Genomic DNA, 26,601 nt, shown 5'->3' on the forward strand with positions numbered 1-26,601 from the left:
CGACTCAGAATCCGTAGAGTCGCGCCGGATTGTCGACCAGGATCTTCTTGCGCATATCCGCATCCGGCGCCCAAACCGGGAGCTGGTTGAGCAGACGACCGTCGTCGATCTGGTAGAGCGGCGCGATGTCGGTGGCTTTCCGTCCCTCGACGCGGCTCGAATCCGGATGCGGCCAATCGGTGCCCCAGACGATGCGATCCGGATTGGCCGCGATCAGCGCACGCGCATAGGGCGCCATGTCCTGATAATCCGGCGCGAGCTTTGACGAGCGATAGGCGCCGGAGATCTTCACATAGGCCTTGCCGGATTTGACGAGCGCGACCAGGTCCGCAAATCCCGGCTGCTCCAGCCCGAGCGAAGCCTCGAGGCCGCCGAAATGATCGAACACCGCGGGCACGGGCGCGGCCAGCACCCGGTCCTTGATTGCCGAGATCATCGGCAGCGTGGTGTAGAGCTGCACGTGCCAGCCGCGCGCCTTCATGCGCTCCACGGCCACTGTAAAGCGGGCCCGGCCGACATTGGGATCGCTGACGCCGCCGGTCGCAAGGTTGATGCGAATGCCGCGGAAGCCGTCCTGCTGCATCGCGTCGAGCTGGGCTTCCGTCGTCTCGTCGTCGATCACGGCGACCCCGCGCGCGGTTCCGCCACGCGCCTTCATGCCGAACAGAGAGGAGGAGTTGTCGGTGCCGTAGACGCTCGGCGTCACGATCACCACGCGCTCGATCTGCAGCGCCTTGTGCAGAGCGGCCATTTCTTCAGGGCTTGCCGGCTCAGGCGTATAGACCCGTCCTGCGAAGAACGGAAACTTTTCGACATCGCCATGGATGTGGGTGTGGCAGTCGCAGGCATGCGCCGGAACGTCGAAATTGACCGGCGTCGCGGGGTGCGACGCGCGGGCGTGGGCTTTGCTGGTCATGGCTACTCCGGCGGCAAGTGAGGCAAGCAGGACGCTGCGTCGGTTGAGCATGGTTGTCTCCCTGCTTCGTTATTTGGAGGTGGGACCGAAACAATATCACATCAGCCGGGTAGCCGCTCCGCTTCGCTGCATAGCTGCTCGACAAGATCCGCAAGCAGGCGTGAGCCGTCGATGCGCACGACCGGGCAGGGCAGGCCCGCGAGCCAGGCCTCATCTTTTGTGAGACTGCGGCCCTCGCGATCGCCGGCTTCGTAGCGCGAGGCCCATTCGACGAACGACTCCGTCTCCTTATGACGCCAGCCGCCCTGTGCGACGGCATCAGCTCCGAAATGCGCAGCCTCGCGGCCACGCAGGCGCTGCAAGCGAAGCTCGCGCGGCGTCGTCACAAAGACGACAAGATCGAAGAACGGGACGAGCTCGTTGCCCCAGCCGGTGACGGTTCCGCTGAGCACCCAATCGAGACGCGGCAGAAACATCTCGCGCATCAGGCGCAGGCGCTCTGCGGCGGGGCGCGTCGTCTGGTAGGGAGGCGCGGTCGGCAGCCAGAAATAGTCGTCGCTGTCGTGATGCGGAAGCGCAAGCCGGGCCGCGAGCGCGCGACCGAGCGTCGTCACGCCGGAGCCCGAAGCTCCCATCAGATGGATGCGGCGGCTTTTCATATTCACGTCCAGAGAAGGCTTGAACCGGTTTAGCGACTGGTCACGGCGACCGCGACGTTCCAGGGCGCCGGGAGTACGGCGCGCTCCTTTACGCGGCGCGGCGGCGCTTTGACATCCGTCCGCTTGTCGCTGGTTGGGCCGACAATGTCAGGCCCAATGCTCCGACAATGCGCATGACCGTGCCGAACTCGGGATTTCCGGTCTCTCCGAGTGCCTTGTACAGGCTTTCGCGGTTCAAGCCGGCTTTCTTCGCGATCGTACTCATGCCGCGCGCACGTGCGACGAGGCCAAGCGCGTCACGCACGAAATCGGCATCGCCGGTCTCTAATGCGGCCGCAATATAGGCGGCTTGACGCTCCTCTGTGTTGAGGTAGTCGGCGGCGTCGAAGCGCGTCGTCCTGGATGCCGATTTGTTCGTCGTTTTTGCTGCCTTTGGCATCACAATGTCTCCGCTAGTTGCTGGGCTAGCTTGATGTCTTGTCGCTGTGCGCGCTTGTCGCCGCCACACAATAAGATCACGATCTCCGCTTCGCGCTGCACATAGTAGATCCGGTAGCCCGGGCCATAGTCGATGCGCATTTCCCGGACGTTGCGGCCGACGCTCTTGCTGTCGCCGGGATTGCCCATCTCCATGCGGCGAATGCGGACAGTGATCCGGGCAACCGCGTTGGCGTCCTTGAGGCGGTTCAGCCACGCCGAAAAATGCTCGGTTTGCCTCACCTCGATCATGAGGCACAGTTGTAGCCCATGGGCTACAGAATGTCAAAGAGGCCGAAGTGGCGCGCCGGGACGGGAGGCGGTGCAGGGAGGCGCCGCGCCGCGAACGTCTACTGCCCCGACGGCGTGCGCAGGCCGTGCCAGGCGTCGCGGACCTGCTGGTAGTGCACCTCGGGCAGGTAGTCCGGCGTGTTCAGGCTCAAGGTCTTGACGTCGAGATGGCCGACGGCGCTGAGCAGCGTGTAGGAGGCGATCACGCGGTCGCGCAGCGCGCCGATCAGACGGGCCTTGGCCTGGATCAGATCGGCCTGCGAGTTCAGCACGTCCACCGTCGTGCGCTGTCCGCCGGCGGCCTCGCGCTGCACGCCCTGGAGCGCGACGGTCGCCGCCTTCACTTCGGACTCGGAGGCCGAGACTGCGATCTTGGCGCCTTCATTGGCAACCCAGGCGCTGACCGCTGCGGTGCGGGCCTGATTGCGCACCTGGTCGAGCACGAGCCGGCTCTGCGCGGTGACGTCCTTGGCCTGCCGCGTCTGCGCGGCGGCCTGGCCGCCGTCATAGATCGGGGCGGTGACGTTGGCGACGATTGAAGCCTGGTCCTCTGCGAAGGTGCCGAGTGTCGGGTCGTTGTTGCGGCTTTTGCTGGCGCTGCCCTGGATGCTGGCGCTCGGCAGCAGCGCGCCTTCGGCGACGCGGATGTTGGTGGAGGCGACATCGACGTCGAAACTTGCGGCCATCACCGCCGGGTGCTGGCGGATCGCCATCGTCATCGCGTCTTCGCGGCTCTTCGGCAGGTAGCGATCGACGACCTCGGCGGGCCGGAGCTGCGACGGCGCATTGCCGATCACCTGCGCGTACATCGCCTGGCTCACGGCGAGCGCGACTTCGGCGGCGTTGAGATCGGCAAGGCCGCGGTTGAGACGGGCTTCGGCCTGCGCGGAGTCGGTCGGCGTGACGTCGCCGGCGTTGAGGCGGCGCTGGGTGACGGCGAGCGTCTCGCGCAGGAAGGCGACGTTGGAGCGCTGCGCCTCGACCAGCGACTGGTTCGCCAGCACGTTGGTGTAGGCGGTGACCGCGTCGAGCAGCACGCCCTGGCCGACATTGCGCAGCGCCTCGCGGCCCGACTGGACCTGGAGTTCGGCGGCCCGCACGTTGTTGGCGGTGCGGAACCCGTTGAAGAGGGTCTGCGTCACGGTGACGCCGATCACCCACGGCTTCAGATTGGCCGTCTGGATGGTGTTGTCGGGCAGCAGATTGCGCACCGATTGCAGGCCGGCGCTGAGGCTTGCCACGATCTGCGGCCGGTAGCCGGCCAGCGCCTGCGGCACGTTCTCGTCGGTCGCGCGCTGCCGCGCGCGCTCGGCATTGAGCTGCGGGTTGGTCTGGTAGGCCTTGGCGAGCGCCTCCGGCAGGGCTTCGGCCCATGCAGCGGAGGAGAGGGCGCAACACAGCGCCAGCGTGGTCCATGTCGCAAGCACAGGACCCACGCCCGATCGATGCCGCGTCATCACGCGACCAGCTCTGGCGGCTCGCCCAATCATGTAATCCCGCTAACCCCGGCTGTCCGCCCCCGCCGACGGTGGCCTCTTAGCTGTTTAACCAGCCGGGGTCCCGCAGGCAAACTGCCGCGGGGAAAACCCCCATGTATTCCGTGCTTGTTGCAGGTGCGTCACAGGGGTTGTGCGGGGAAGCGGCGGAGTCTTACACCGGCCTTACCGTTTGCCGGCGTTACCGGTTTTTGTTCACCGGCTTGCGCTTCTCGATGAACGCCGCCATGCCCTCGGAGCGGTCTTCCAGTGCGAAGGTCGAGTGGAACAGGTTGCGCTCGACGCTCATGCCCTCGGCAAGCGTGGTCTCGAAGGCGCGGTTCACCGCTTCCTTGGCCATGGCGACGGCAGGGCGCGACATCGAGGCGATCTTCTCGGCGGCGGCCATGACTTCGTCCATGAGCTTGTCGGCGGGCACGATGCGGCTGACGAGGCCGCTGCGTTCGGCCTCCGCCGCATCCATCATGCGACCGGTGAGGCAGAGGTCCATCGCCTTGGACTTGCCGATGGCGCGGGTCAGGCGCTGGGTGCCGCCGATGCCGGGAATGGTGCCGAGCGTGATTTCGGGCTGGCCGAACTTGGCGGTGTCGGCGGCGATGATGAAATCGCACATCATGGCGAGCTCGCAGCCGCCGCCGAGCGCGTAGCCTGCGACCGCGGCGATGGTCGGCTTGCGGCAGCGCGCGATGCGGTCGCCGCCGATCGCGGCGAAATCCTCGGAGAACATGTCGATGAAGCCCTTCGGCTGCATCTCCTTGATGTCGGCGCCAGCGGCAAAGGCTTTCTCGCTGCCGGTCACGACGATGCAGCCGATGGCATCATCGCCCTCGAGATCGTCGACCGCGGCCGCAATCTCGCGGAAGACGCCGAAGGAGAGCGCATTGAGCATCTTCGGCCGGTTCAGCTTGATGATGCCGACTGCGCCTTTGCTTTCGACGATGATGTGTTCGAACGTGCTCATGCTCCACCCACGCTTTTGATTGGGCGGGCAATGTGCCCGCTGCCGCGGTGGGCTTCAAGGGGGCCTGAAAAGCTGCTGGAACAAGGCCGCCCGGAATGCGCAGCAAACTGCGCGTCCCGGACGAGGTCCGTCGGGCCAAAAGATCAGGCCAAGAAAATCGGGCCCAAGAAATCAGGCCAGGGAATCAGGCCATGAACATCCGCGCGGCGGAGGCCAGCGTCAGCAGCGTGCCGACGCCGATGAAGATCTTGCCGATCAGGGAGCTCTGGTCCCAGGCCGTGCTCTGGTGGCTGCTCGCCATCACCGGCGCGGGTCGCGGCTGCGCGTCGGTTGCGGCGATCACCGCGTTCTGCTTCTGCGTCGGCGGGCTGTCCTGTTGCAGGGCGCGGTCGAGGTCGTTGAGCTGGTCGGGCGCCACCACCTGGCTCTCGGCATTCGGGGCGGCGGTATTATCGGCCGCTGCCTGGACGTTGTCGTTGGCGCGGCCTGTCATCGCGGAGGCCGCAGCTGCGGGCGGCGTATCGGCGGCGGCGAGCTGCGCATTGGCGTTGGCGACTTCCGGCGGCATCTGGCCCGAGGCCGGCACGTCGCCACCGGCCTTGCTGTCAGCCTTGTTGTCGGCCTTGTTGTCAGCCTTGGCCTCGTCGGTCTTGGCGGCGGCGTCCGTCTTGCCGGCCTTGTCGTCGGTGGACTTCTGCGCCGTCTTGCTGCTGGTGCGGCGAGCATCGTGGCGCTTGTGCTTGCTCGGCTGGACTGCATCAGCCTGTTTGCCCGCGCTGTCCGATTTGCTGCTCGCAGCCGAACTCGGTGCCGCCTGTGCAGCGCCTCCGAACAGCAGGAAAAGCCCGGCCATAAGAATCAGGGCAGCGCGCCCGCTGGCTTTCATCATGTTGACGATCTCCCCAATCCACCCATGCCCGGACCGAACAGAGACGCCGTGGCGTGACGACAGCGGGGCAAAAAATGGGAATCTTCGGGCTAGACCGGGCAAAAACGGGGCAAGCCGCCCCTTCGGGGCTGGCCGCCGGATGCGGACGGGATCGATCGGTGTTATGAGCCGTCGCAGATTTCCGCGGCCGCATTGGACGGTGGCATGGCATCGATCACGACTTCGTGATCATGCGGGTGCCGGCGTAACAAATTGAAAGAGCGGCCGAATTGCATGGTGAGGGCGCGCGTGCGCGGACGTGAGGACGAATGGACCGGCCTGATGCGGTCGGCCATCGCAGGCGATGATGCGGCGTATCATCGCCTGTTGAAGGCGGTCACGCCGGTGCTGCGCGCTGCTGCGAGGCGCGGGCTGGCGCGGGCCGGCCAGCCTCCCGACCAGGCCGAGGATATCGTGCAGGAGATTCTGTTGGCGGTGCATCAGAAGCGGCACACCTGGGACAGCGAAGCCCCCTTCGCACCCTGGCTGTTCGCGATCGCCCGCAACAAGCTGATCGATGCGCTAAGACGGCGGGGCCGGCGGGTCTTCGTCAACATCGATGATTTCGCCGAGACCCTGCCGGGTGAAACGCCGCAGGAGACGGCTTCGGCGGGCGAGGTCACAGCGCAGCTCAATACGCTGCCGCAGCGCCAGCGCGACGTGTTGCAGTCGATCGCGGTCGACAGCGCGTCGATCAAGGACACGGCGGCAAAGTTTTCGATGAGCGAGGGCGCCGTGCGGGTCGCTTTGCATCGCGGACTTGCGGCGCTCACGGCCAAACTGCGGGACGACTAGTCATGGATACCGATCAACTCATTCGCTCGCTCGCGGCCGACAACGCCCATCGCGCCCCGCGCGTCGGCACCGTGCTCACCATGGCGCTGCTGGTCGCCGCGCCCCTGTCGATCCTGATCTTCGCGACGTTCCTCGGCGTGCGGAGCGACGTGATGAGCGCCATGCACAACCCGTTCTTCGACATGAAGTTCGCGGTGACGCTGTCGCTCGCGATTCCCGCGATCATCGTCAGCCTGCATCTGTCGCGGCCCGAGGCCTTGCTGCGCGGCTGGGGCTGGCTGCTGCTGCTTCCCGTCGGCCTTCTTGCGGTCGCGATCGGCGGCGAGGCGATGATGGCGCCGGCCATGCCGATGACGATGCGGCTGATGGGCAAGAACTCCAGGGTTTGCCTGCTGGCGATCCCCGCGATGTCGCTGCCGCTGCTGGCGGGGGCGCTGTTCGGCCTGCGCCACGGTGCGCCATCGCACCCCGCGCTCGCCGGTGCACTCGCAGGCCTGGTGTCCGCCGGGCTCGCTGCGACGCTCTATGCCTCGCACTGCACCGATGACTCGCCGCTGTTCGTCGCGACCTGGTACACGCTCGCGACCGCGCTCGTCGCGGCAGTCGGCGCGTTGGCCGGCTCGAAAGTCCTGAGATACTGACCGCGCAGCCAGGCCGCGCGCTCCGTCGTCGGCGCTCAAACAACCCGCGCAAGTTTCGGCGTCATGACTTCCTGCGATAGAGGATGAACCGGGTCGATTCTTCGGAGCGTTCGAACTGCTCCTGCAAGATCTCGTCCACCATCTCTTTCGTCCAATCATATTGGTAGGTCGCGCCGCGTTCCAAAAAGAAATAGTCGGCCCCGGCAAAACTCCTGATCACCTGGTCCCGGCTGAACGCGTCCCGGAAAGGCAAGAATTCGCTCTTGGGAGCCCGGCCAAGCGTCGGGAGAACAGCCCAATCCTGGTCCGACAACAGCAGCATGCGGCCACCGGGTGGCACGACCTTGTTGACCAGGTCGACGTCGCTGGCGTCGAGCGCGACCTTGACCGGGTCCGCGCTTTGTTTCCATCGGAAGCTGGCGATGCTTGGATACTTCAAATACGACCGCAGGCCGATCGTCATCGTCTCGGCCTGTCGCCGATCCTGCGCACTCAGAAGCACGGCGACCGAGACGACGGCGACCGCCGCCAGCGACACGGCCGGGACCAACTGCGACTTGGTTCGGCCGACAGCGGCACGAAATGCCGATCGGCCCCACCAAGCGCCAACGGTAAGATAGGCAAACGCGTTCTGCTGCCATACCGCGTCGAGCGATCGGTTCACCCACTTGGTCATGAACACCAGCGCGACGAGAGACAGAACCAGCAGATAAGCGCGCTCGATCGTGCGTGAGCCGGTCCACGCACCGGCGACGCTCACCGCCGTGGCGATGGCGATCGCGGGCATGACGATCTGGTAGACCGTCCCGAAACCGGGATTCCAGATCAGGATCACCGCTACCCAGTTCGAGAAGCTGTGCAGACCGAGCGGGGCAAGGAAGACGTACAGGAAGTCCTTTGAAAGGACGGCCGGGCCGAATGCGGCAACGAACAATGCCAGCAGGAACACGATCGACATGCCGGTGAAAGCTGCGACCTCCCAAAAACGGCGCCGTTCCAGCAACCGCACGCATAATGCGGCACAAGCCACAGCCCAGGTATAGATCCCGGTCTCGGTGTTCCAAAAGATCGAGGCAGCGCAGACGGCGGACAGCGCCACCAGCAACCAGTCGGACGGTTTCACCATGAGACGCGCCAGAATGCCCACGGCGATGAACACGAACATGTACCGGATCGCGAGCGCGGACGGCCCGCCGAAAGCGTCACCGTTGGCGTACTGGCACAGGGCGAGAAACACGACCGTCAAGACGAAAGGCATCGCCCGGTTCTGGAAGAAGTCCCGCAACACCCAATAGGCCGACAGGTGGAACACCACGAGACTTGCAGCAATGATCCGGATGTAGTGGCCATACAGGGCGTTGACGTCCGTGGTGAGGAACCTGCTCAACACGTAAGGCGGTCCGTATCCGTAGAACGACAGGAAGTCGCGGCCGGGCACCATGTCCTTTGCAAAGTGATAGAGCGCGGGCCCCGTCAGGTAGGATACCGGATGATTGCCGACCAACGCCCGCGTGGCCAAGCCCTGCACGTCCCCGGGCAGGATCAGGGCCAGCAGTGCAGCGATCAGCACCGCATCGACCCATCGAAATTCGAATAGCCCGATCGGCCTGGATTCCGCATCGCCATCGATGTGAATGCGGATCGGGAAGCGTTTCACGAACGGGATGAAGCCGGCGACGACAAGGACGGTGAGCGCGACCCTTTGAAGTCTGGGCTCGAATGTGGCCCGCAGGAACGGATGCAGCTCTGTGACGATGATCACCAACGAGACGTAGAACAGAACGAGCGACCGGCCTTCGAAAAACTTTCGGAGCTTGAGGGCAGCAAACGCTGCGGCAGCGCCGAACCCGTAGAACAGGACATAGAAGATTTTCTCGGCGCGCTTGATGGCCTCACTGTTCGGGACGTCTGATTGAACGACTGGAAAGTCCTGTGCCAGGTTGACGGCAAGGTCCGGCCTGGCGGCATTCAGGATCAAATAGGCCGACAGGCCAGCTGCAACGGCGCCAACGCAAGCCCCCCACAGTGCCAAGCTCTGAAAACGCCAAAGCTCAAGTTCTGACCGTGTTATCGGCTTGACAAGACGCAACAATACCACCCCCCAGGGACGAATCCTCCGGAAGGCTAAAACAAAAAAATCGCCGGCGCCATAAGCGGCGCCCCGTGGATGGCCCGTGGGGAGAAGGCTCAGGAGCTTGATCCGGTCCGCCGGGCTCGCTGCGACGCTCTACGCCTCGCACCGACGACTCGCCGCTGTTCGTCGCGACCTGGTACACGATCGCGACCGCGCTGGTAGCCGCGATCGGTGCGCTCGTGGGCTCGAAAGTCTCGCGCTACTGAAGCCCTGCGCGGCTAAAGGCGTTCCGCGCAAATTGACGTCGCGTCACGTGGCCGCGACTTCCGATTTTCGATCAGCCCGATCGCGCCTGCATTCATGAACGACGCACATAAGTTCATGCCATTGTGAAGGGCTAATCCCGTTCGCGGCTGGAAACTAACTTCGGTTGGACGACTTCTATCCGGGGCCGCACGTCTCCTCAGGCCGCCGGCGTCGTGCTGTGCTGCATGCGGTGGAAACGCAGCACCTGCTGCGCGGTCGATGAGCGCAGGGCCTCGTAGGTATCGCGCAGCGTCAGCATGTCGGTCTGCGAGTCGCCCGAGAGCTTTTCGCGCATGGCGATGATTGCGCGCACGCTCGCCCACGACATGCCCGCGACCTTGGCGAGGATCATCACGCCCTCGGTGCGGCTCTCGATCATCATGTTCTCGGCGGTCTCGACCGCGACGCCCGCGAGCGCCGCAAGCCCCGCATTGGTCTCGTCGAACTTGCCCTGGTCTGCGAAGGCGGCGACCTGGACCTCGTTGAGGCGGCCGTCCTCGTAGAGCGACTTCACCAGCGCGCGCGCCATCTCGGTCTGCCTGGTCATGGCCGCGGCGCGGACCCGCTGGGCCGCTTCCTGGACCACGCTCGACACCTCGTCCGCGAGCTCCGGATGCGCGGCCTCGAGCTTCCTGCGCACGCTCAGCGACGCCTTCGCGACCAGCCTGAGGTAGTGATGGCGCGGCAGGTCGGGCCGCAGGCCGATGCAGGTGGCGAGGTCGTCGTCGCGCTCGGCTCGCGTGACGAGGTCGGTGAGACTGACCTCGGAAAGCTGCGCGCCGGGATTGCTGACGGTCGATTGCACCACCTCCTCGTTGCCGCGCGTCACCAGCACGTCGGTCAGCGCCTCCGACAGCACCCGGCGCAGCGAGATCGCCTTCAGATGCGCCTGGCTCCGCGTGCGCGCGATCTCGATCAGGGTCGCCTCGTCCAGCCGTTCCGATTTCGACAGCACCGGGCCGGCGACCTCGATGACCTCGTCGAGCGCGAGCGTGCGGATGATCTTCGGCGGTGCCGCCGCGATCGGTGCGAGGCGGTCGGCGAGCAGCGTCCTGGCCGAGGTCTCGATCTGTTCGATCAGGCACTGGAACACGTCGTCGAACACGCGGATGTGGTCGTCGGAGTAATCCACAGCATTGCCCACGAAGAGATCGGTGACGCGGCGTAACGTCTCGACCCGGCGCGCAACGGTGCCGTGCGAGAGCGCAGCCTGCAATTCCTCGAGCAGGTTCTCGGATGGTCTGGCGGATCTGGATATCATTGCCCTGTCCTGGAGCGTTCGGTCCGGCGGCGGCTTCTCACGCGCCGGAGAAAATGGATTGGTCAGCTCGTTGCAATACGGTTGCGCCCTTGCGCCTTGGCGGAATAGAGCGCGCTGTCGGCGCGCGCGAGAATCGTGTCGGCAGTATCAATGTCGCGCAGCGTCACGACGCCCGCGGAAATCGTCACGCGCATGCCCAGGGAGAATGCGCTCCAGTCGAGATCGGCGACGATGCTGCGCAAGCGCTCGAGCATGCGCGCGGCCGCCTCGCCATCGGTATCCGGCAGCAGCAGCAGGAATTCCTCGCCGCCGTAGCGGCCGAAGCAATCGGCCGGGCGGATGTTGGCGAAGATGGTAATCGAGAAGGTGCGCAGCACCTCGTCGCCGACGGGATGACCGTGGGCATCGTTGATGCGCTTGAACCAGTCGAGATCGATCAGCGCGATTGCGCAAGGTGTCGATGCCCGCCGCGACTTCTCCATCTCGGTGTCGAGCAGCCGCATGATGCAGCGGCGGTTGTAGGAACCGGTCAGCTCGTCGAGCTCGGCCAGCTCCTCGATGCGCTGATAGGCAGCCTTCAGCTCGATGCTGCGCTGGTACAGGATCTTGCGCAGCGTGGCGCCGAACAGGCCGAGGAAGGCGCACTGGCCGATCACCAGCACGAAGCACAGCATCGAGGCGGTCCGCTGGAGCCGCGTTGCAACGGGCATGCCGATCGGCAGGTCGGAGGCGAGGAAGACGGCGGCAAGGCCGATGGCCGCGAGCGTCCAGGTGATCATCGCCTGCGCCGAGGTCATGCGCAGCGTGCCGAAGGCGAAGATCAGGAACAGCACGCAGATGAAGGCGATGCCGATGGTCGGGACCGACAGCAGGAACACGAATTGCAGCGCCATATGCGCCGAGATCTGGAACACGGTGAGATAGTGGTCGGTGAATCTGTCACCGACGCCGGCTTCCGACAGCACGGTGAACGTGCCGATGATCAGGAGGCCGCCGAACCAGAACAGCGAGGCAATGTCGACCGAGATCGCGCCGTCATAGGCGTAGATCATCAGGACGGAGGCTCCGAGCGAGTAGCTCGCCACCTGGCCGATATACATCTGGCGGCGCTGCCGGGCCCGGCGCGCCCGGACTTCGGGCGCCGCCGCCTCGGGCGCGAGAACGAGCTCCGCGACCTCAGCGGCATTCCTCTCGGGAAGGGACGTCGCGGCCGTGTTCATGGTTCCGCCAATGGTGGATGTCAGCCCAAAAATCTACGTGGCAAGCCTTTAGGTTTGGTATCCTTTGAAAACGAATCCGAACCGTGCAGCGCAAAACAGGGTGGTGTCGGTCGCAGGGGAAATTTGCCGGCGATTAGGCATCGTTTGCGATGCGGTCGAGCCAAAGCAGGGCTTCGTGAGACATACGTCGTGCAGGACTGCTATGGAACCGAACTTGGTCGGCCCATTCGTGCCTGGGCAGGCATTCCGCAGGGAAGTGTTGCAGTATTATGTTACCTATCTGGATCGAAACGGCCAATCCGCGCGGGCGGGGCAGGAAAAATCCGCGTATGTGGGGTAGATTACACAAGCTCCCGTATGACTGCGGTAGGTTGAACAATTTTGCGCCTGCCGTCGAACCGTCCGCTGCATCGACCCGACCAACCTTGCGAGACGGCCTTTGAGCGTGACACAGGCGGCTTCGGACGAGATCCTCATCGCCAGGATCGCTCAGGGTGACCGGCTTGCCATGCAGGTGCTGTACGGGCGGCACCATGTCAGGGTCTACAGGTTCGGCCTAAGGCTTGTACGGGACGAGCAGGCGGCGGAAGACCTCATCAGCGAGGTGTTTCTCGACGTCTGGCGTCAAGCCGGCAAGTTCGAGGGTCGATCCGCAGTTTCCACTTGGCTGCTGGCCATTACCCGATTCAAGGCCCTCTCGGCGCTCCGGCGCAGGAAGGATTTTGAGTTGGACGAAGACGCCGCGAACGCGATCGAGGATACCTCCGACGATCCGGAAACGGTGGTGCAGAAGAAGGATACCAGTCAAGCGTTGCGGGAGTGTCTGACGGGCCTCTCGCCGGAACACCGGGAAATCGTCGATCTTGTCTACTACCACGAGAAGTCCGTGGAAGAGGTGGCCGAAATCGTCGGGATACCGGAGAACACTGTGAAGACGCGCTTGTTCTATGCGCGCAAGAAACTGGCCGAACTGCTGAAGGCAGCCGGCGTTGAGCGAGGCTGGCCATGATGGCTTTGAGCAAGAAGATGCTGGAGCAAGAGCCCAGTGAGATTGAACTGCTTCTGCCGTGGCACGCGGCCGGCACGCTGAACGCGCGCGACGCACGCCGCGTCGAGGAAGCGCTGGCGCGTGATCCCGAGCTCGCCAAGCAATATGCCGCGATCCGCGGCGAGTACGAAGAGACCATCCATCTGAACGAGAGCCTGGGTGCTCCGTCGGCACGCGCGATGCAGAAGCTGTTCGCCGCGATCGACGTCGAGCCGGCGCGTGCAACCGGATCGCTGCCGCTGTCGGCGCGCATCTCGACCTTCTTCGCGAGCCTGTCGCCGCGGACGCTGGCCTGGTCGGGGAGCCTCGGTGCCGTCGCGCTCGTGCTTCAGGCCGGCATCATCGGCGCGGTGCTGATGAAGACCCAGCCCACGACCTTCCAGACCGCCTCGCTTTCGACCAGCGCGCCGATCACGCGCGAGCTTGGGACTGCGGTTGCACCGGCACGCGCGCTGGTGCGCTTCACGCCCGAGGCGCGGGTCGCCGAGATCACGGCGCTGCTCGACAGCTACCAGGCCTCGATCATCGGGGATGCCAAGGGCGGCATGTTCCGCCTCCAGTTCGACAAGGCAATGAGCCAGGACGAGCTCGCCTCGCTGCTCGGCAGGATGCAGCGCGAGAAGGTCGTCAACCTCGCCGTCGCGGCGCCGTAAGGCGCCACTGAACCGATGACGCGCAAGTCCGAGAGTAAGTTGCGAGCCGGGGCCTATGCTTCGTCCGTAGGAGCCGCGCTGCTGCTCGCCGCCTGTCTCGGCGTCGAGGTCGCGCAGGCGCAGGCGATCATGCGCACGCCCACGATCAGCGTCCCCTCGCGCACGCCGACCATCTCTCCCAGCGTCGCTGCGCGGGCGGTGAGCATCGATCGCGGCCCGCGCACGATGACGACGGCGCGTATTCCTTCGCCCCGGATGGGGCCGGCGGCGCCGGTGCTGCCTTATGCGCGCTACTCGCCGAACCTCTATCCGTCCTGCACGGCACCCTACCGCGACGCCGACGGCGAATGCCTGGCGCAGCCAAATGCAGGCGGTGACGGCGCCGGCAAGTCCGGCAAGAAGAGCGCGGGCAAGGGGCGCGGCAACAACACGCCCGTTGCGCTGAACCAGCGCATCTTCGCAGGCGAATTCGTCGCCGAGATCGACGGCGCGCTGTCGGTGGCCGAAGCCGACCAGCTCGCGCGTCGCCACGGCCTCGCGCGCATCGCGTCCGAGAACTTCCCGCTGATCGGGGCGACCTTCGGCCTGTTCCGCATCACCGACGGCCGTCCCGCCGAGACGGTGCGGCGCGAGTTCGCCGCCGACGGCAGCGTGCGCTCGGTCCAGCCCAACTTCCGCTATGTGCTCCAGGACCAGAAATCCTCCGTGCCGACCGAGGGCGATCCCGCGCAATACGTGGTGGCAAAGCTCCGCCTTCCGCAGGCGCACACGCTGGCGCACGGCGCCAACGTGACGGTTGCGGTGATCGACTCCGGCATCGACGCCAAGCATCCCGAGCTCGCCAATTCCATCGCCGACAATTTCGACGCGCTCGGCAGCGCCGAGGGCCCGCATATTCACGGCACCGGCATCGCCGGGGCGATCGTGGCGCATGCCCGGCTGATGGGCAGCGCGCCCGAGGCGCGCATCATCGCGATCCGCGCCTTCGGCGGCACCACGGGCGGTGCCGAGAGTTCGTCCTATATCATCCTGCGCTCGCTGAACTACGCCGCCGAGCATGGCGCGCAGATCGTCAATATGAGCTTTGCCGGTCCGAAGGATGCCGTGATCGAGCGGGCCATCGCGGCGACCGCCGCGCGCGGCCTCGTGCTGATCGCGGCCGCCGGCAATGCGGGTGCGAAATCGCCGCCGCTCTATCCCGCCGCCAATCCCAACGTGATTGCGGTCAGCGCGACCGACCAGCAGGACAAGCTGTTCACCGCCTCCAACCGCGGCAACTACATCGCGCTGGCGGCGCCCGGCGTCGACATCTTCCTGCCGGCGCCCGAGGGCAAATACCAGATGACGTCGGGAACCTCGTTCTCGGCGGCCTATGTCTCCGGCGTCGCGGCGCTGCTGCTCGAGCGCAACTACGCGCTCAAGCCGGAAGTGCTGCGCATGACGCTTGCGAAGACCGCGCGCGATCTCGGCTCACCCGGGCGTGATGATCTGTTCGGCGACGGCGAGGCCGATGCGTTTGCCGCGGTCATGGCCGTTCCCGCCAATAGCTCGACGCCGGTGGCGGCTGCGTCAGGTACAACAAAACGTGAAGATGGGCAGCCACGTCGCGACGAGCCCGGCATTCGGGCGATCGAGCAGCCCTCGCTGTCGAGCACGGATGATAAATCCACGATTTCTCAGGCGGATAGGCCGGTGCGGCGATAGGCGCTGCGGCAACCTTGCGCGCGGGCCGAAGGTTAAATAATCGAACGCCGCATTGAACGTTCGGCCGGCTGCCACGACCAAATTAAGTGGGAGCGGTCATCCCTCCCCATCAGTCATATCAGGCGCGAGCGCCCATCCACCCCAAGCGCCCATATGGCTCGACCCGTCCGGTTGTCCCCCCGGACGGGTCTTTTCTTTTCGGGCCTCCGATTCCTTGAAGCCGTGTTTGAGATCAGCTTCCGGTTGAATGGTCGCGTTTGCGTTCATCGCCATCGGTCGGCCGGCATCCCGCACGCCCGCTATGCTTGTGCGAAGCTTGACTCGAAAACACAGCAAATCTCCGCGCGACTACGGTATTTCGCGACGAACGAAGTGTCGTTGCTGGACAAGTCAAAACTTTTCCACAAAATATTCATGTCGCGTCTAAATTGATTCGTGTGCGTTGCGTCCCCGCGTCCGTATTTTTCTCCTGACGGGCTGGATCATGACACATCGCCAAGAGTCTGTTCGCGAGTTTGTTCGCGGCGCGGCCGGTAGCCGTGAGATCGCGGCACGCTGGTGCGCTCTCGCCGAACAGCGGCTCGAGCATCTCTCCGAAATGTTCGAGACCGGACGCTGGCGCCGCTATCATTCCGAGATCGCATTTCTCGAAAACATCCAGGAAGCCAAGCGCGCCGTCCAGACCTGGCGCGCCATCGCCACCGGCGGGGACGTCGCCGCGGCGGCCGCAAGCGTCACCTCCGCATTCGGCTGGTCGCCGGCGACGATGCCCCGCGTGTTTCCGCGTGAGCAGCAGGCGCAGACCGTGCAGCCCAAGATGTTGCAGCCAAAGGCCGTCCACATCGCCCCCGAGACCGCCGTGCCGGTCAAGCTCGCCCCGACGCCGAATGTTCTCGCCGAGGTGACCGAAGCTCCGCTCGCGCCGCTCGCTCCCAGCGCACCGCTCGCGGCGCCCGCTGCGATGGCATCGTTCACTGCACCCGCCGCCGTCCCCCCGCTCAAGGCTCCCGCGGCGAGGGCGCTGCTGACGGTACCTGTCGTGAGGCCGCCGTCCGCAGCGCCTGCTGCGTTGGCGCCGCGCACCGCGCCTCCTGTGAGGTCGCCGTTCGCCGAGCCCGCTGCAATAGCATCGGTTGCCGCGCCTGCAGTGAAGGCGCCTGCCGCGGTGGCAACGCTGCTGCAGCAATTCTCGCCCCCGGCGGACGAAATCGTCGCCGCCCCCGAGCGCGTCGTCGAATTCACCCTCAGCCTCGACGGCATCGAAGCGAAATACCCGCTGCTGCGGAACGCGTTCTAAGGGGAAGGGTGAGAAGGCGGCCGCGCCTTTTCAAACCCGTCATCCTGAGGCGCGAGGCATGCGGTGCAGGATGAACGGCCCCATTTGCCAACCGCGCGCCTACCGCCGCACCGCATTCCCCCCGATCACCACCTGCGCAAAGCGCTGTGCGCCGTCCGCCGACAGATCCGCCGTCACCGCGCGCGCGTGATCGAGGCCGACCACGGCGCCGCGCGGCGTCTCCGAGATCATGTTGTTGTTGACGAGCGCGGTGCCGGCGCCCGGCACCACGGAGACGCCGATTCCGGCCAGCGCCTTGCGGATCACGTTGCCGGTGATCGCGACGTCGCGCAGGTATTTGCCCCAGCCGGCGACGATGCCGTAGGACGGCGCATTCTCGATCACGTTGCCGGTCACCGAGGTATCCGCCTCGATGTAGATGCCGACGCCGGCATCGTCGTCGGGCGCGGTGCCGATCGGCCGCTTCGGGATCAGGTTGCGGATGATGTTGCCCTGGACCACCGCAATGCGGCCGCCCTCGTTGAAATTGCAGACGGAGACGCCGACGGCGGCGCCGTCCACCGTATTGTTGGCGATCACGGCCGCCTCGAACGCGAACTCGGAATAGAGCGCGACCTCGCGCACGTCGCTGACGCTGTTGCCGGATATGTGGATGTTGGAGGCGGAATTGCCGCGTACCGCGGAGTAGTCGCAATTCTTGATGCGGTTGCCGCGCACGATCACATTGCCGGCGCGGAAGGCGTTGATGGCGTTGCCGTACTGGCCGGAGCCGCCGGGACCGGCCTTGATGTCCTCGATGCGGTTATCCGCAACCAGCGTGCCGTCATCGCCGATCGCGCTACGCAGGATCTCGATGCCGTTGTCGTTGGTGCCGATGATGGTGTTGCGGGCGACGCTGAGGCCTCTGGCGTCGAACGAGACGACGGCCGTCACCGCGATGTTGGTGAAGATGTTGCCAGAGATATCGCCGGAGACCTGCTCGAGCCAGACGCCGCTGCCGCCGGAGCCGGTGACCTCGCAATCGGTGAAGCGGACGTCGCGGCCGCCGAGAACGTGGATCAGTCCGCGCCGCGTCGGCAGCGGGATGCCGGCGCCGTCGAAGGTGATGCCGGAAAGGCCGATCGCATCGGAGCCGTCGCTCTGGATCGCCGAGGCGCCGCCGGTGAAGACAAATTTCGTCGCGCCGCGTACGCCGATCAGTTGTGCACCGTTCGGCAGCCGCAGCAATCCGCTGCGATAGACGCCGGGCGGCAGCGCCAGCGGCATCTGCGCCCGCGCGGCCTCGTCGATGGCGCGCTGGAGTGCGCGGGTCTGGTCCTCGCTGCTGCCGGGCCGCACACCATATTGTGTGGCATCGCGGCCGAGCAGCGATGTCAGCGGCGCCGCGCGCGCAGCGTCGGCCGGCATGGCCAGCGCGCCGGCGATGCCGGCGGTCGAGGCTCCAATGAGATGACGGCGGTTGAGGTCCATGGATGCGTCCTCCGGCGGACGCGGGGCGTGTCCGCAGCGGTTAGGTAGCGCAGCGCGGCCCGGGTCGTGAGGATTGTTCGCGGTAGGGTTAAATGTTTACCCCTACGAAGTGCGTGCCTTCCGGGCCAATCGCACCATCTCCATCAGCATCGCTTCCCCGGCATCCACCAGTTCCTCCAGCGTGATCCGCGGCGCACCCTTGCGGCGCACGGCGCCGCTGCGGGCAAGCAGCGGAATATGGATGAACGCCGCGAGCTGCGGTCCACCGGCCTTCACGTTCTCGATCGCGCGCCAGCTCAGATAGTTGCAGAGATAGGCGCCGGCATCGCGGGAGGCGCGTGCATCGATGCCGGTGAGGCGCGCCGCGCGCAGCAGCCGTGCGGTGTGTGGGCCGAACAGCATCGCATCCGCATGGCCGGCGATGCCGCGCTTGCTCGAGCGCGTGTTGGCGGCATCGGGCCAGAGCATGGTGACCGCGTTGCGCGCGCGTGTCTCTATGCGCAGATACGAGGTCCGCGACGCAAGGCCGAACATCAGCAGCGCGTCGGGCTTTTGCGCAGCGAGCACGTCAGGCAATTGCCGGTCGACCGCGGCATAGGTCACGGGGAAAATGTGGGTCGCAAGTTCGACATCGTCGAGTGCCGGGCGGCGCAGCCGGGCCAGCCGCGCCACCAGCGGCTGGGTCGGATTATAGGGCGCGCCGGGGAAGGGACCGAAGCCGGTCAGGAGAATGCGGAGCTTTTGGCTCATTGCAGCAACCCCAGAATCTGCTCGGCGGCGAGCGCCGGCGTGAGGTGGCCGTCGGCGACTTCGGCCTCGATCTTCCGAACCTTGGTCCGCACCGATGCCTCGGTGCGCAGCCGCGCCAGCATGCGCTGCTCCAGCATCGACCACATCCACTTCACCTGCTGCTCGCGCCGGCGCGCGGCGAAATCGCCGGACGCGTTCATCGCCTTGCGGTGATCGAGGACCTTTTGCCAGATCTTTGCGATGCCGTCGCCGGTCAGCGCCGAATAGGTCTCGACCGGCGGGTGCCAATGTTCGGAGCGGGGGCTGAGGATATGCAGCGCGCTGCGATAGTCGGCGGCGGTGATGTTGGCGCGCTTGAGGTTGTCGCCGTCGGCCTTGTTGATCGCGATCATGTCGGCGAGCTCGACCAGGCCCTTCTTGATGCCCTGCAACTCGTCGCCGCCGCCCGGCAGCATCAGGGCGAGAAAGAAGTCGGTCATGTCGCAGACCGCGGTCTCGGACTGGCCGATGCCGACGGTCTCGACCAGCACGACGCCGAAGCCGGCCGCCTCGCACAGCAGCATCGCCTCGCGCGTCTTGGCGGCAACCCCGCCGAGCGTGCCCGAGGATGGCGAGGGGCGGATGAAGGCGTCGTCCGAGGCCGACAGCCGCGCCATCCGCGTCTTGTCGCCGAGGATCGAGCCGCCGCTGCGCGCCGAGGACGGATCGACCGCGAGCACCGCGACCTTGTGGCCCTGTTCGATCAGATAGGTGCCGAGCGCATCGATGGTGGTGGACTTGCCGACCCCGGGCGAGCCGGTGATGCCGACGCGAAACGCCTTGCCGGTGTCGGGCAGGAGCATCTGCACGAGCTCCCGCGCCAGCGCCTGGTGGTCGCCGCGCCGGCTCTCCACCAGCGTGATGGCCCGGGCGAGGGCCGCGCGACTGCCGGCGCGGAGGTCGCGGGCGAGGGATTTGATGTCCAGTGAAGCCTTCTTCTCAACCATGCCCTGCTTTACAACGCCCCGGCGGGGCAGGCGAGGGCCGCCCGCCCGCTATCACCGGGGTGTTGCTGCCACCGCCTGCACCGGTTTCACCTTGCGCCAGACCCACACCATCACCGGCCACAGCAATGCGCCGATCGCCATGGCCGCGAGGATGGCGGCGACGGGACGTTCGAAGAACGGCAGGATGCTGCCGTCGGACTTGATCAGCGAGGTGACGAAGGCTTGCTCGACCATGGTGCCCATGACGATGCCGAGCACCATCGCGGCGACGGGATAGCCGTTGGCTTCCATGACATAGCCGATCACGCCAAAGGCGGCGACGGTGACGACGCCGAACATGTTGTTGCCGATCGCGAACGAGCCGACCGCGCAGCAAAGCATGATGATCGGCATGATGGCGGAGCGCGGTGCCAAAAGGATGTAGGCGGCGATCCGGATCATGGCGATGCCGAGCGGGATCATCAGGATGTTCGCGATGATGAACATCAGGTAGATCGCGTACATGCTCGACGCCTTCTCGGTGAACAGCGTCGGGCCGGGATTGAGCCCCTTCATGTAGAGCACGCCGATCGCGATCGCGGCGATGGTGTCGCCGGGGATGCCGAACAGCAGCGAGGGCACCCAGCCCGAGGCGATGCTGGCATTGTTGCTGGCGCCGGCCTCGACGAGGCCCTCGACATGGCCGGTGCCGAATTTCTCCGGCTCCTTGGAGAAGCGCTTGGACATCGCGTAGCTGACCCAGGCGGCCATGTCGGCGCCGGCGCCGGGCAGCACGCCGATGATGATGCCGACGATGTTTCCGCGCGTCATCTGCCAATGATATTTCTTGGTCAGCTTCCACTGGCCGGCCATGATGCTTCCGAATTTTCGACGCGGCAGCGGCGGCGGCTCGGGCGTCAGCATCGCGCGCATCACCTGCGCCACCGCGAACACGCCGACCAGCGCCGGGATCGGCTCGATGCCGCCGAACAGGTCGGTGATGCCGAAGGTGAAGCGCGGCACGCCGCCGGGATTCTCGATGCCGATGCAGGAGACGAGCAGGCCGAGGAACATGCCGGCGATCGCCTTCACCGGCGAGGAGCGTGCGACCAGGGTGGCGCACATCAGGCCGAGCAGCGCCAGCCAGAAATATTCGAAGGTCGAGAACGACAGCGCGACCTCGGCGAGCGGCGGCGCCAGGATCATCAGCGACAGCACGCCGGCGATGCCGCCGACCGCGGAGAACCAGACGCCGGCCCCGAGCGCCAGCTCGGCCTGGCCCTTGCGCGTCATGGCATAGGCCTCGTCCGCATAGGCTGCGGAAGCGGGCGTGCCGGGAATGCGCAGCAGTGCGCCGGGGATGTCGCCGGAGAAGATCGCCATCGAGGACGCCGCGACGATGGTCGCGATCGCGGCGATCGGCGACAGGTAGAAGGTGACGGGGACGAGCAGGGCGGTCGCCATCGTCGCCGATAGGCCCGGCAGCGAGCCGATGACGAGGCCGTACACGGAGGCTGCGAACATCGCGATGATTACCTCCCAGGTGGAGATCAGCGCGAACGCTTCAAGCAGGGTTTTCAGCATGGATCACCAGGGCGTCGGCAACAGGCCGGCAGGAAGCGGCACGCGCAGCAGCTTGCCGAAGATGAGGTGGATGGCGAAGGGCGAGAGCGCGGCGAGCGGCAGCGCCAGCTTCCACTTCGCCCCGAGCGCGGTCGAGGTGACGTAGACCATGATCGCCGCGGTGATGATGAAGCCGAGCCGGTCGGCGGCGACGACGTAGAACAGCAGAAGCGCCGGTGGCAGCAGTGCACGCAGGCCGTAGAGCTTGCCCTGCGGCGGCGGGCTTGCTGCCTGGCCGTCCTCCAGCGGGATCAGCTCTTCCTCCTCCTCGAAGGAATGCCCGATGCCGAACACGATCGCGAGCCCGCACAGCGCAAGCCCCGTGCCGATCACGAGCGGAAACACGTTGGGGCCGACCGGCTGCCCCGGCACCGGCGGCAGGATGTAGCCACCATAGGCGGCGGCCGCGCCGAGCACGACGAGAAACGATCCCGTGACGGAGTCGGGAAGACGCATGGGAGTGGTCCTGTCAGAATTCCGGGAGGTGCGTTCCCTCTCCCCGCGTGCGGGGAGAGGGTGGGGTGAGGGGGGCTCTCCGTGGGGACGGTGAAAGCTGCATTCGCGGAGACTCCCCCTCACCCGGATCGCATCTGCGATGCGATCCGACCTCTCCCCGCAAGCGGGGAGAGGTGAAACGTCACGCCTTGCTCAGGCCCGCGGCCTTCATCGCTTCGCCCATCTGGGCGTCGCCCTTGTCCATGAAGCCTGCGAACTGGCCGGCATCGCCCCACACCGTGCCGAAGCCGCGATTGCTCATGAAGTCCTTGAACTCGGCGGAGTCGTAGACCTTCTTCAGCGCCGCGGTGAGCTTCGCTGCGAGCTCCGGGGGCAGGTTCTTCGGCGCGCCGATGCCGCGCCAGGCGCCGGTCGCGTATTCGATGCCCATCGCCTCCTTCAGTGTTGGCACGTCCGGGAAGATCGGGTTGCGCGCCGGCGCCATGATGGCGAGGCTCCTGGCCTTGCCGGCCTCGATGATGGCGCGCGCTTCCGGCACCGAACAGGTGGTGAGGTCGAGGCCACCGGCGGCGAGATCCTGCATCGCCGGCGCGGCGCCGTTCGACGGCACCCAGGCGACCTGGTTGGCGGGCAGGCCCATCGCCTGCATCCAGCCGACCAGCGCCAGATGCCAGATGCCGCCCTGGCCGGTGCCCGAGGCCTTGAACTTGCCGGGCGGCGCGGCCTTGATCGCTTCGGCGAGGTCCTTGACCGTCTTGTAGGGCGAGGAGGAAGAGACCTGGATGCCGGGCGGGTCCTCGTTCATCAGCGCCAGCGGGGTGTAGCTCTTCGGCGTCAGCTCGGTCAGGCCCTGCCAGTGCATCATCGAGATCTCGACCGTGAGCATGCCGATGGTGTAGCCGTCGGGCTGCGCAGTCGCGATCGCGGTATGGCCGACCACGCCGGAGCCGCCGGTGCGGTTCACCACGTTGAAGGGCTGGCCGAGGTCCTTTTCCAGAAGCGCTGCGACAATGCGCGCAGTCGCATCGGTGCCGCCACCGGCGCCCCAGGGCACGATCACGGTGACCGGGCGCGCCGGATAGGCTTGGGCGCGGGCGGGCGCGAGGCCGAATGCGGCGGATGCCGCAACCGCGGCGGATGAAGCCGCAAAAGCGCGGCGCGTAATCTTGGACATGAATGCCTCCCAGCGGCGCCCGTAACACCGGACGCTCTTGTCAATGACGGCATTCTAGTCGGCTTTGCAGCGCCGCTGCAAGGTAGCGCTACCAAAGCGCTGTGAGCAATGTGCCGCGGCTCAAACGATGATCATTGCGGCTCTTCCGCATCGCCCTTCGGCCGCGCGCCGCCGAAGATGCGCGTGCCTTCCGCGGTGAGGTAAGGCTTCAGTGCCTCCCACGGCACGAATGCGACATACTCGCCCTCTGCGTAAGGACCGACCGCATAGGGCGGATAATGGAAGGTGAGACCGGAACTCCGGCCTGCTTCGGTCGATGGGGCGAGCGTCACGGCGCCGATCTTGAGCAGGTTCGGCTCCACGCTCTTGAACCACTCGTCGGTTGCGGTCTCGCTGGTGTCGCGCTTCTTCTTCTCGGCCTTGAGCGAGGCGATCACGGCTTTCACCATCGCCTTCATGGTCGGGCCGCCATCGGCGGTCTCGGTGAAGAACGGGCGGATCGAGATGCGCTTGCGCTCGGTCTTGTCCCAGAGGATCGTGTTCACGTCCGAGTTGGGATGGGCGCCGTGGGTGTCCATGTAGTCGTTGCGCAGGACGCTGACATAACGGTCGGCAACGACCGAGCGGATCTCGTATTTGCGCGCGAAGTCCCAGCCGCCATCCTTGAAGAACTGCGGATCTTCCTTGCGCGCGGCGGCGGCCTCGGCCGCGTTCTTGTCGAGCCACTTCCTGCCTTCGGCCAGGCAATCCGCCGCGAGCGCCGCATCCGCCTTGATCCTGTCGTCGAGGAAGACGCGCGCCTCGATGCTCTTGGTCTTGACGACGGCGTCGGGCTTTGGATCCGCGGCGAGGGCGGAGATCACGCACGTTGCGCTAAGCGCCACGGCGACGCTCAAACCGATCATGAACTTCAAGGGGAGTGCTCCTTACGTGAGCGTCAGAATATTTCGAGGATGTCGTCTGCGATCTGCTGCGCAGAGTGGGGGGAGGCGGAGCGCCGGACAGTCGCCTGCGCCTGCAAGCCGGTCGCGTCCTCGATGATCTGCTCGACGTCGATCAGGTTGAGCAGCGAGAAAGAGGCCTCCGGTTCGACCTCGACCAGGACATCGATGTCGCTGTCCGGGCGATAATCGGCGCCGGCCCGCGAGCCGACGATGGCGAGCTTCGAGACGCCCTTGGCTTTGATGGCATCAGCGTTCTTGCGTATCGCAGCGATGATCTCATCACGTGTCATGGAGACAACCCGGCCGGTGACACGGCCAGCGTAGCATCTACTCCGCCGCCTCGCTATGCCCGAGCCGGGCGTTCAGCTTGCGGATCAGCTCCTCCGCGGCATCGGCGATCACCGTGCCGGGCGGGAAGATCGCCTCCGCACCGGCCGCGTAGAGCGCATCGTAATCCTGCGGCGGCACCACGCCGCCGACGATGATCATGATGTCGTCGCGGCCCTGCTTCTTCAGCGCGGCCTTGAGCTCAGGCACGGCGGTGAGATGGGCCGCGGCAAGCGAAGAAACGCCGAGGATGTGGACGTCGTTCTCGACGGCCTGCCGCGCGGCCTCGTCGGCGGTGGCAAACAACGGCCCGATGTCGACGTCGAAGCCGATATCGGCGAACGCCGAGGCGATCACCTTCTGGCCACGGTCGTGGCCGTCCTGGCCGATCTTGGCGACCAGAATGCGCGGACGGCGGCCTTCCGCCTCCTCGAAGGCGTCGATCAGCGCCTGAACCTTCTCGACCCGGTTACCCATGCTGGACGCCTCCCGCTTGTAGACGCCGGTGATGGACTTGATCTCGGCGCGGTGCCGGCCGAACACCTTCTCCATCGCGTCCGAAATTTCGCCGACGGTCGCCTTCGCCCGCGCCGCGTCGATCGCGAGCGCGAGCAGGTTGCCGTTGCCTTCGCCGGCCGAACGCGTCAGCGCGGCGAGCGCGGCATCGACGTCCTTCTGGTTGCGCTCGGATTTCAGCCGCGTAAGCTTGTCGATCTGGAGCCGGCGGACGTTGGTGTTGTCGACCTTGAGGATATCGATCGGAGCTTCGTCCGTCGGCTTGTACTTGTTGACCCCGATCACCGCCTGCTTGCCGGCGTCGATGCGGGCCTGCGTCTTGGCGGAGGCTTCCTCGATGCGCAGCTTGGGCACGCCGGCCTCGATGGCCTTGGCCATGCCGCCGAGCTCCTCGACCTCCTGGATGTGGCTCCACGCCTTCGCCGCGAGGTCGCGCGTCAGCCGCTCGACATAGTACGAGCCGCCCCAGGGATCGATGATGCGGGTGGTGCCGCTCTCCTGCTGGAGGAAGAGCTGGGTGTTTCGCGCGATGCGCGCCGAGAAGTCGGTCGGCAGCGCCAGCGCCTCGTCGAGCGCGTTGGTGTGCAGCGACTGGGTGTGGCCTTGCGTCGCCGCCATCGCCTCCACCGTCGTGCGCATCACGTTGTTGAAGACGTCCTGCGCGGTCAGCGACCAGCCCGAGGTCTGGCAATGCGTGCGCAGCGACAGCGAGCGCGGGTCCTTCGGATTGAAGGGCTTGAGCAGCTTCGCCCAGAGCAGGCGCGCGGCGCGCATCTTGGCGACTTCCATGAAGAAGTTCATGCCGATCGCCCAGAAGAACGACAGCCGCGGCGCGAAGCGGTCGACGTCGAGGCCTGCGGCAAGCCCGGCGCGCAAATATTCGACGCCGTCGGCCAGCGTATAGGCGAGCTCGAGGTCCTGCGTCGCGCCGGCCTCCTGCATGTGATAGCCGGAGATCGAGATCGAATTGTATTTCGGCATCTTCTGCGAAGTATAGGCGAAGATGTCGGAGATGATCCGCATCGAGGGCGCAGGCGGATAGATGTAGGTGTTGCGCACCATGAACTCTTTCAGAATGTCGTTCTGAATCGTCCCCGAGAGTTTTTCCGGCGGCACGCCCTGTTCGCCCGCGGCGGCGACGAACAGCGCGAGGATCGGCAGCACCGCGCCGTTCATGGTCATGGACACGCTCATCTGGTCGAGCGGGATGCCCGCAAACAGCGTGCGCATGTCGTAGATGGAATCGATGGCAACGCCGGCCATGCCGACGTCGCCGCCGACGCGCGGATGATCGCTGTCATAGCCGCGATGGGTGGCGAGGTCGAAGGCGACCGAGAGGCCCTTCTGTCCGGCCGCCAGGTTGCGGCGGTAGAACGCGTTGGAATCCTCGGCCGTGGAGAAGCCGGCATATTGCCTGACGGTCCAGGGCTGGTTGACATACATGGTCGGATAGGGGCCGCGCAGGTACGGCGCGATGCCCGGATAGGTCTCGAGGAAATCGAGCCCGGCGAGATCGGCCTCGCCATAGGCGGGCTTCACCAGAATGCCTTCGGGCGTCAGCCACGGCTCGGCGCTGCCGGCCGGCACGGCGGCGGCGATGCGCTCGAAGGCGACGTCTGCGAAGTTCGGAATGCGGCTCATGGTTTCGA

Annotated in this window: 25 protein-coding genes and 1 pseudogene; 7 read left to right on the forward strand and 19 right to left on the reverse strand. The window is 66.0% G+C overall.

Features of this window, described 5'->3' with window-relative positions; translation table 11 throughout:
- Window positions 1–4 precede the first annotated feature (4 nt).
- The 7 genes from A3M7_RS0111765 to A3M7_RS0111795 all read right to left on the reverse strand — a co-directional run bounded on the left by A3M7_RS0111765 (window position 5) and on the right by A3M7_RS0111795 (window position 5,689).
- Window positions 5–967 carry an amidohydrolase family protein gene (locus tag A3M7_RS0111765; protein WP_027544127.1) on the reverse strand — a complete coding sequence of 321 codons (963 nt, stop codon included), beginning with the start codon at window positions 965–967 and terminating at the stop codon, window positions 5–7.
- A 50-nt stretch (window positions 968–1,017) separates the two neighbouring features.
- Window positions 1,018–1,575 (reverse strand): hypothetical protein, encoded by a 558-nt coding sequence (locus A3M7_RS0111770; RefSeq protein ID WP_027544128.1) that lies wholly within the window; start codon window positions 1,573–1,575, stop codon window positions 1,018–1,020.
- Between the two features lie 88 nt (window positions 1,576–1,663).
- The gene (locus A3M7_RS0111775) at window positions 1,664–2,014 is read right to left on the reverse strand and encodes an addiction module antidote protein (protein WP_027544129.1); all 351 of its coding nucleotides are present in this window, start codon (window positions 2,012–2,014) and stop codon (window positions 1,664–1,666) included.
- The gene (locus tag A3M7_RS0111780) at window positions 2,014–2,304 is read right to left on the reverse strand and encodes a type II toxin-antitoxin system RelE/ParE family toxin (RefSeq protein ID WP_027544130.1); all 291 of its coding nucleotides are present in this window, start codon (window positions 2,302–2,304) and stop codon (window positions 2,014–2,016) included. Before A3M7_RS0111780 ends, A3M7_RS0111775 begins: the two co-directional genes overlap by 1 nt.
- A 98-nt stretch (window positions 2,305–2,402) precedes the next feature.
- Window positions 2,403–3,833: a TolC family outer membrane protein gene (locus A3M7_RS0111785; RefSeq protein ID WP_027544131.1), complete on the reverse strand. Its 1,431-nt coding sequence runs from the start codon at window positions 3,831–3,833 to the stop codon at window positions 2,403–2,405.
- Between the two features lie 187 nt (window positions 3,834–4,020).
- Complete coding sequence (locus tag A3M7_RS0111790; RefSeq protein ID WP_027544132.1) at window positions 4,021–4,800, reverse strand: enoyl-CoA hydratase; 780 nt, start codon at window positions 4,798–4,800, stop codon at window positions 4,021–4,023.
- 184 nt (window positions 4,801–4,984) lie between these two features.
- Window positions 4,985–5,689: a hypothetical protein gene (locus A3M7_RS0111795; protein ID WP_027544133.1), complete on the reverse strand. Its 705-nt coding sequence runs from the start codon at window positions 5,687–5,689 to the stop codon at window positions 4,985–4,987.
- A gap of 288 nt (window positions 5,690–5,977) precedes the next feature.
- Here A3M7_RS0111795 and A3M7_RS0111805 point away from each other — a divergent pair, with 288 nt between their 5' ends.
- Together A3M7_RS0111805 and A3M7_RS0111810 are read left to right on the forward strand one after the other, a co-directional pair.
- Complete coding sequence (locus A3M7_RS0111805; RefSeq protein WP_027544134.1) at window positions 5,978–6,523, forward strand: sigma-70 family RNA polymerase sigma factor; 546 nt, start codon at window positions 5,978–5,980, stop codon at window positions 6,521–6,523.
- Between the two features lie 2 nt (window positions 6,524–6,525).
- On the forward strand, window positions 6,526–7,164 hold the full coding sequence (locus A3M7_RS0111810; RefSeq protein WP_027544135.1) for an NrsF family protein: 639 nt from the start codon (window positions 6,526–6,528) through the stop codon (window positions 7,162–7,164).
- A gap of 61 nt (window positions 7,165–7,225) precedes the next feature.
- On the opposite strand, the gene A3M7_RS0111815 is transcribed toward A3M7_RS0111810, so the two are convergent.
- The gene (locus A3M7_RS0111815; protein WP_156936856.1) at window positions 7,226–9,256 is read right to left on the reverse strand and encodes a hypothetical protein; all 2,031 of its coding nucleotides are present in this window, start codon (window positions 9,254–9,256) and stop codon (window positions 7,226–7,228) included.
- 112 nt (window positions 9,257–9,368) lie between these two features.
- Here A3M7_RS0111815 and A3M7_RS46400 point away from each other — a divergent pair.
- Window positions 9,369–9,504, forward strand: a pseudogene (locus A3M7_RS46400) (NrsF family protein); the annotation flags it as partial.
- Between the two features lie 197 nt (window positions 9,505–9,701).
- On the opposite strand, the gene A3M7_RS0111820 reads toward A3M7_RS46400, so the two are convergent.
- Window positions 9,702–10,805: a DUF2336 domain-containing protein gene (locus tag A3M7_RS0111820; RefSeq protein ID WP_027544137.1), complete on the reverse strand. Its 1,104-nt coding sequence runs from the start codon at window positions 10,803–10,805 to the stop codon at window positions 9,702–9,704.
- Window positions 10,806–10,867: 62 nt separating this feature from the next.
- Entirely contained in the window at window positions 10,868–12,025 is a 1,158-nt protein-coding gene (locus tag A3M7_RS0111825; protein ID WP_027544138.1) for a GGDEF domain-containing protein, read from the reverse strand.
- Window positions 12,026–12,464: 439 nt separating this feature from the next.
- Here A3M7_RS0111825 and A3M7_RS0111830 point away from each other — a divergent pair, with 439 nt between their 5' ends.
- From A3M7_RS0111830 to A3M7_RS0111845, 4 genes are all read left to right on the forward strand, one after another.
- Complete coding sequence (locus tag A3M7_RS0111830; protein ID WP_027544139.1) at window positions 12,465–13,034, forward strand: sigma-70 family RNA polymerase sigma factor; 570 nt, start codon at window positions 12,465–12,467, stop codon at window positions 13,032–13,034.
- Window positions 13,031–13,726: a hypothetical protein gene (locus A3M7_RS0111835; RefSeq protein ID WP_027544140.1), complete on the forward strand. Its 696-nt coding sequence runs from the start codon at window positions 13,031–13,033 to the stop codon at window positions 13,724–13,726. The genes A3M7_RS0111830 and A3M7_RS0111835 overlap by 4 nt, the downstream gene beginning before the upstream one ends.
- 15 nt (window positions 13,727–13,741) lie before the next feature.
- Window positions 13,742–15,430 (forward strand): S8 family serine peptidase, encoded by a 1,689-nt coding sequence (locus A3M7_RS0111840; protein ID WP_027544141.1) that lies wholly within the window; start codon window positions 13,742–13,744, stop codon window positions 15,428–15,430.
- Between the two features lie 484 nt (window positions 15,431–15,914).
- Window positions 15,915–16,727, forward strand: coding sequence for a TIGR03809 family protein (locus A3M7_RS0111845; protein WP_049823334.1), 813 nt, complete (start codon window positions 15,915–15,917; stop codon window positions 16,725–16,727).
- Window positions 16,728–16,826: 99 nt separating this feature from the next.
- On the opposite strand, the gene A3M7_RS0111850 is transcribed toward A3M7_RS0111845, so the two are convergent.
- The 9 genes from A3M7_RS0111850 to scpA all read right to left on the reverse strand — a co-directional run bounded on the left by A3M7_RS0111850 (window position 16,827) and on the right by scpA (window position 26,593).
- The gene (locus tag A3M7_RS0111850) at window positions 16,827–18,197 is read right to left on the reverse strand and encodes a TIGR03808 family TAT-translocated repetitive protein (RefSeq protein WP_027544143.1); all 1,371 of its coding nucleotides are present in this window, start codon (window positions 18,195–18,197) and stop codon (window positions 16,827–16,829) included.
- A gap of 102 nt (window positions 18,198–18,299) precedes the next feature.
- Window positions 18,300–18,947, reverse strand: a complete 648-nt coding sequence (locus tag A3M7_RS0111855; RefSeq protein WP_027544144.1) for a pyroglutamyl-peptidase I — start codon at window positions 18,945–18,947, stop codon at window positions 18,300–18,302.
- Entirely contained in the window at window positions 18,944–19,933 is a 990-nt protein-coding gene (meaB, locus tag A3M7_RS0111860; RefSeq protein ID WP_027544145.1) for a methylmalonyl Co-A mutase-associated GTPase MeaB, read from the reverse strand. The genes A3M7_RS0111855 and meaB overlap by 4 nt, the downstream gene beginning before the upstream one ends.
- A 51-nt stretch (window positions 19,934–19,984) precedes the next feature.
- Entirely contained in the window at window positions 19,985–21,496 is a 1,512-nt protein-coding gene (locus A3M7_RS0111865) for a tripartite tricarboxylate transporter permease (RefSeq protein ID WP_027544146.1), read from the reverse strand.
- Between the two features lie 3 nt (window positions 21,497–21,499).
- Window positions 21,500–21,991 carry a tripartite tricarboxylate transporter TctB family protein gene (locus A3M7_RS0111870; RefSeq protein ID WP_027544147.1) on the reverse strand — a complete coding sequence of 164 codons (492 nt, stop codon included), beginning with the start codon at window positions 21,989–21,991 and terminating at the stop codon, window positions 21,500–21,502.
- 181 nt (window positions 21,992–22,172) lie between these two features.
- Window positions 22,173–23,165: a tripartite tricarboxylate transporter substrate binding protein gene (locus tag A3M7_RS0111875; RefSeq protein ID WP_027544148.1), complete on the reverse strand. Its 993-nt coding sequence runs from the start codon at window positions 23,163–23,165 to the stop codon at window positions 22,173–22,175.
- 131 nt (window positions 23,166–23,296) lie between these two features.
- Window positions 23,297–24,070 carry an RsiV family protein gene (locus A3M7_RS0111880; protein ID WP_027544149.1) on the reverse strand — a complete coding sequence of 258 codons (774 nt, stop codon included), beginning with the start codon at window positions 24,068–24,070 and terminating at the stop codon, window positions 23,297–23,299.
- 32 nt (window positions 24,071–24,102) lie between these two features.
- Window positions 24,103–24,399 carry a nucleotidyltransferase family protein gene (locus A3M7_RS0111885; protein ID WP_027544150.1) on the reverse strand — a complete coding sequence of 99 codons (297 nt, stop codon included), beginning with the start codon at window positions 24,397–24,399 and terminating at the stop codon, window positions 24,103–24,105.
- 37 nt (window positions 24,400–24,436) lie between these two features.
- Entirely contained in the window at window positions 24,437–26,593 is a 2,157-nt protein-coding gene (scpA, locus tag A3M7_RS0111890) for a methylmalonyl-CoA mutase (RefSeq protein WP_027544151.1), read from the reverse strand.
- Between the last annotated feature and the right edge of the window lie 8 nt (window positions 26,594–26,601).

It is taken from the genome of Bradyrhizobium sp. WSM2254 (genome assembly GCF_000472645.1).
GTDB classification, from domain to species: Bacteria; Pseudomonadota; Alphaproteobacteria; order Rhizobiales; family Xanthobacteraceae; genus Bradyrhizobium; species Bradyrhizobium niftali.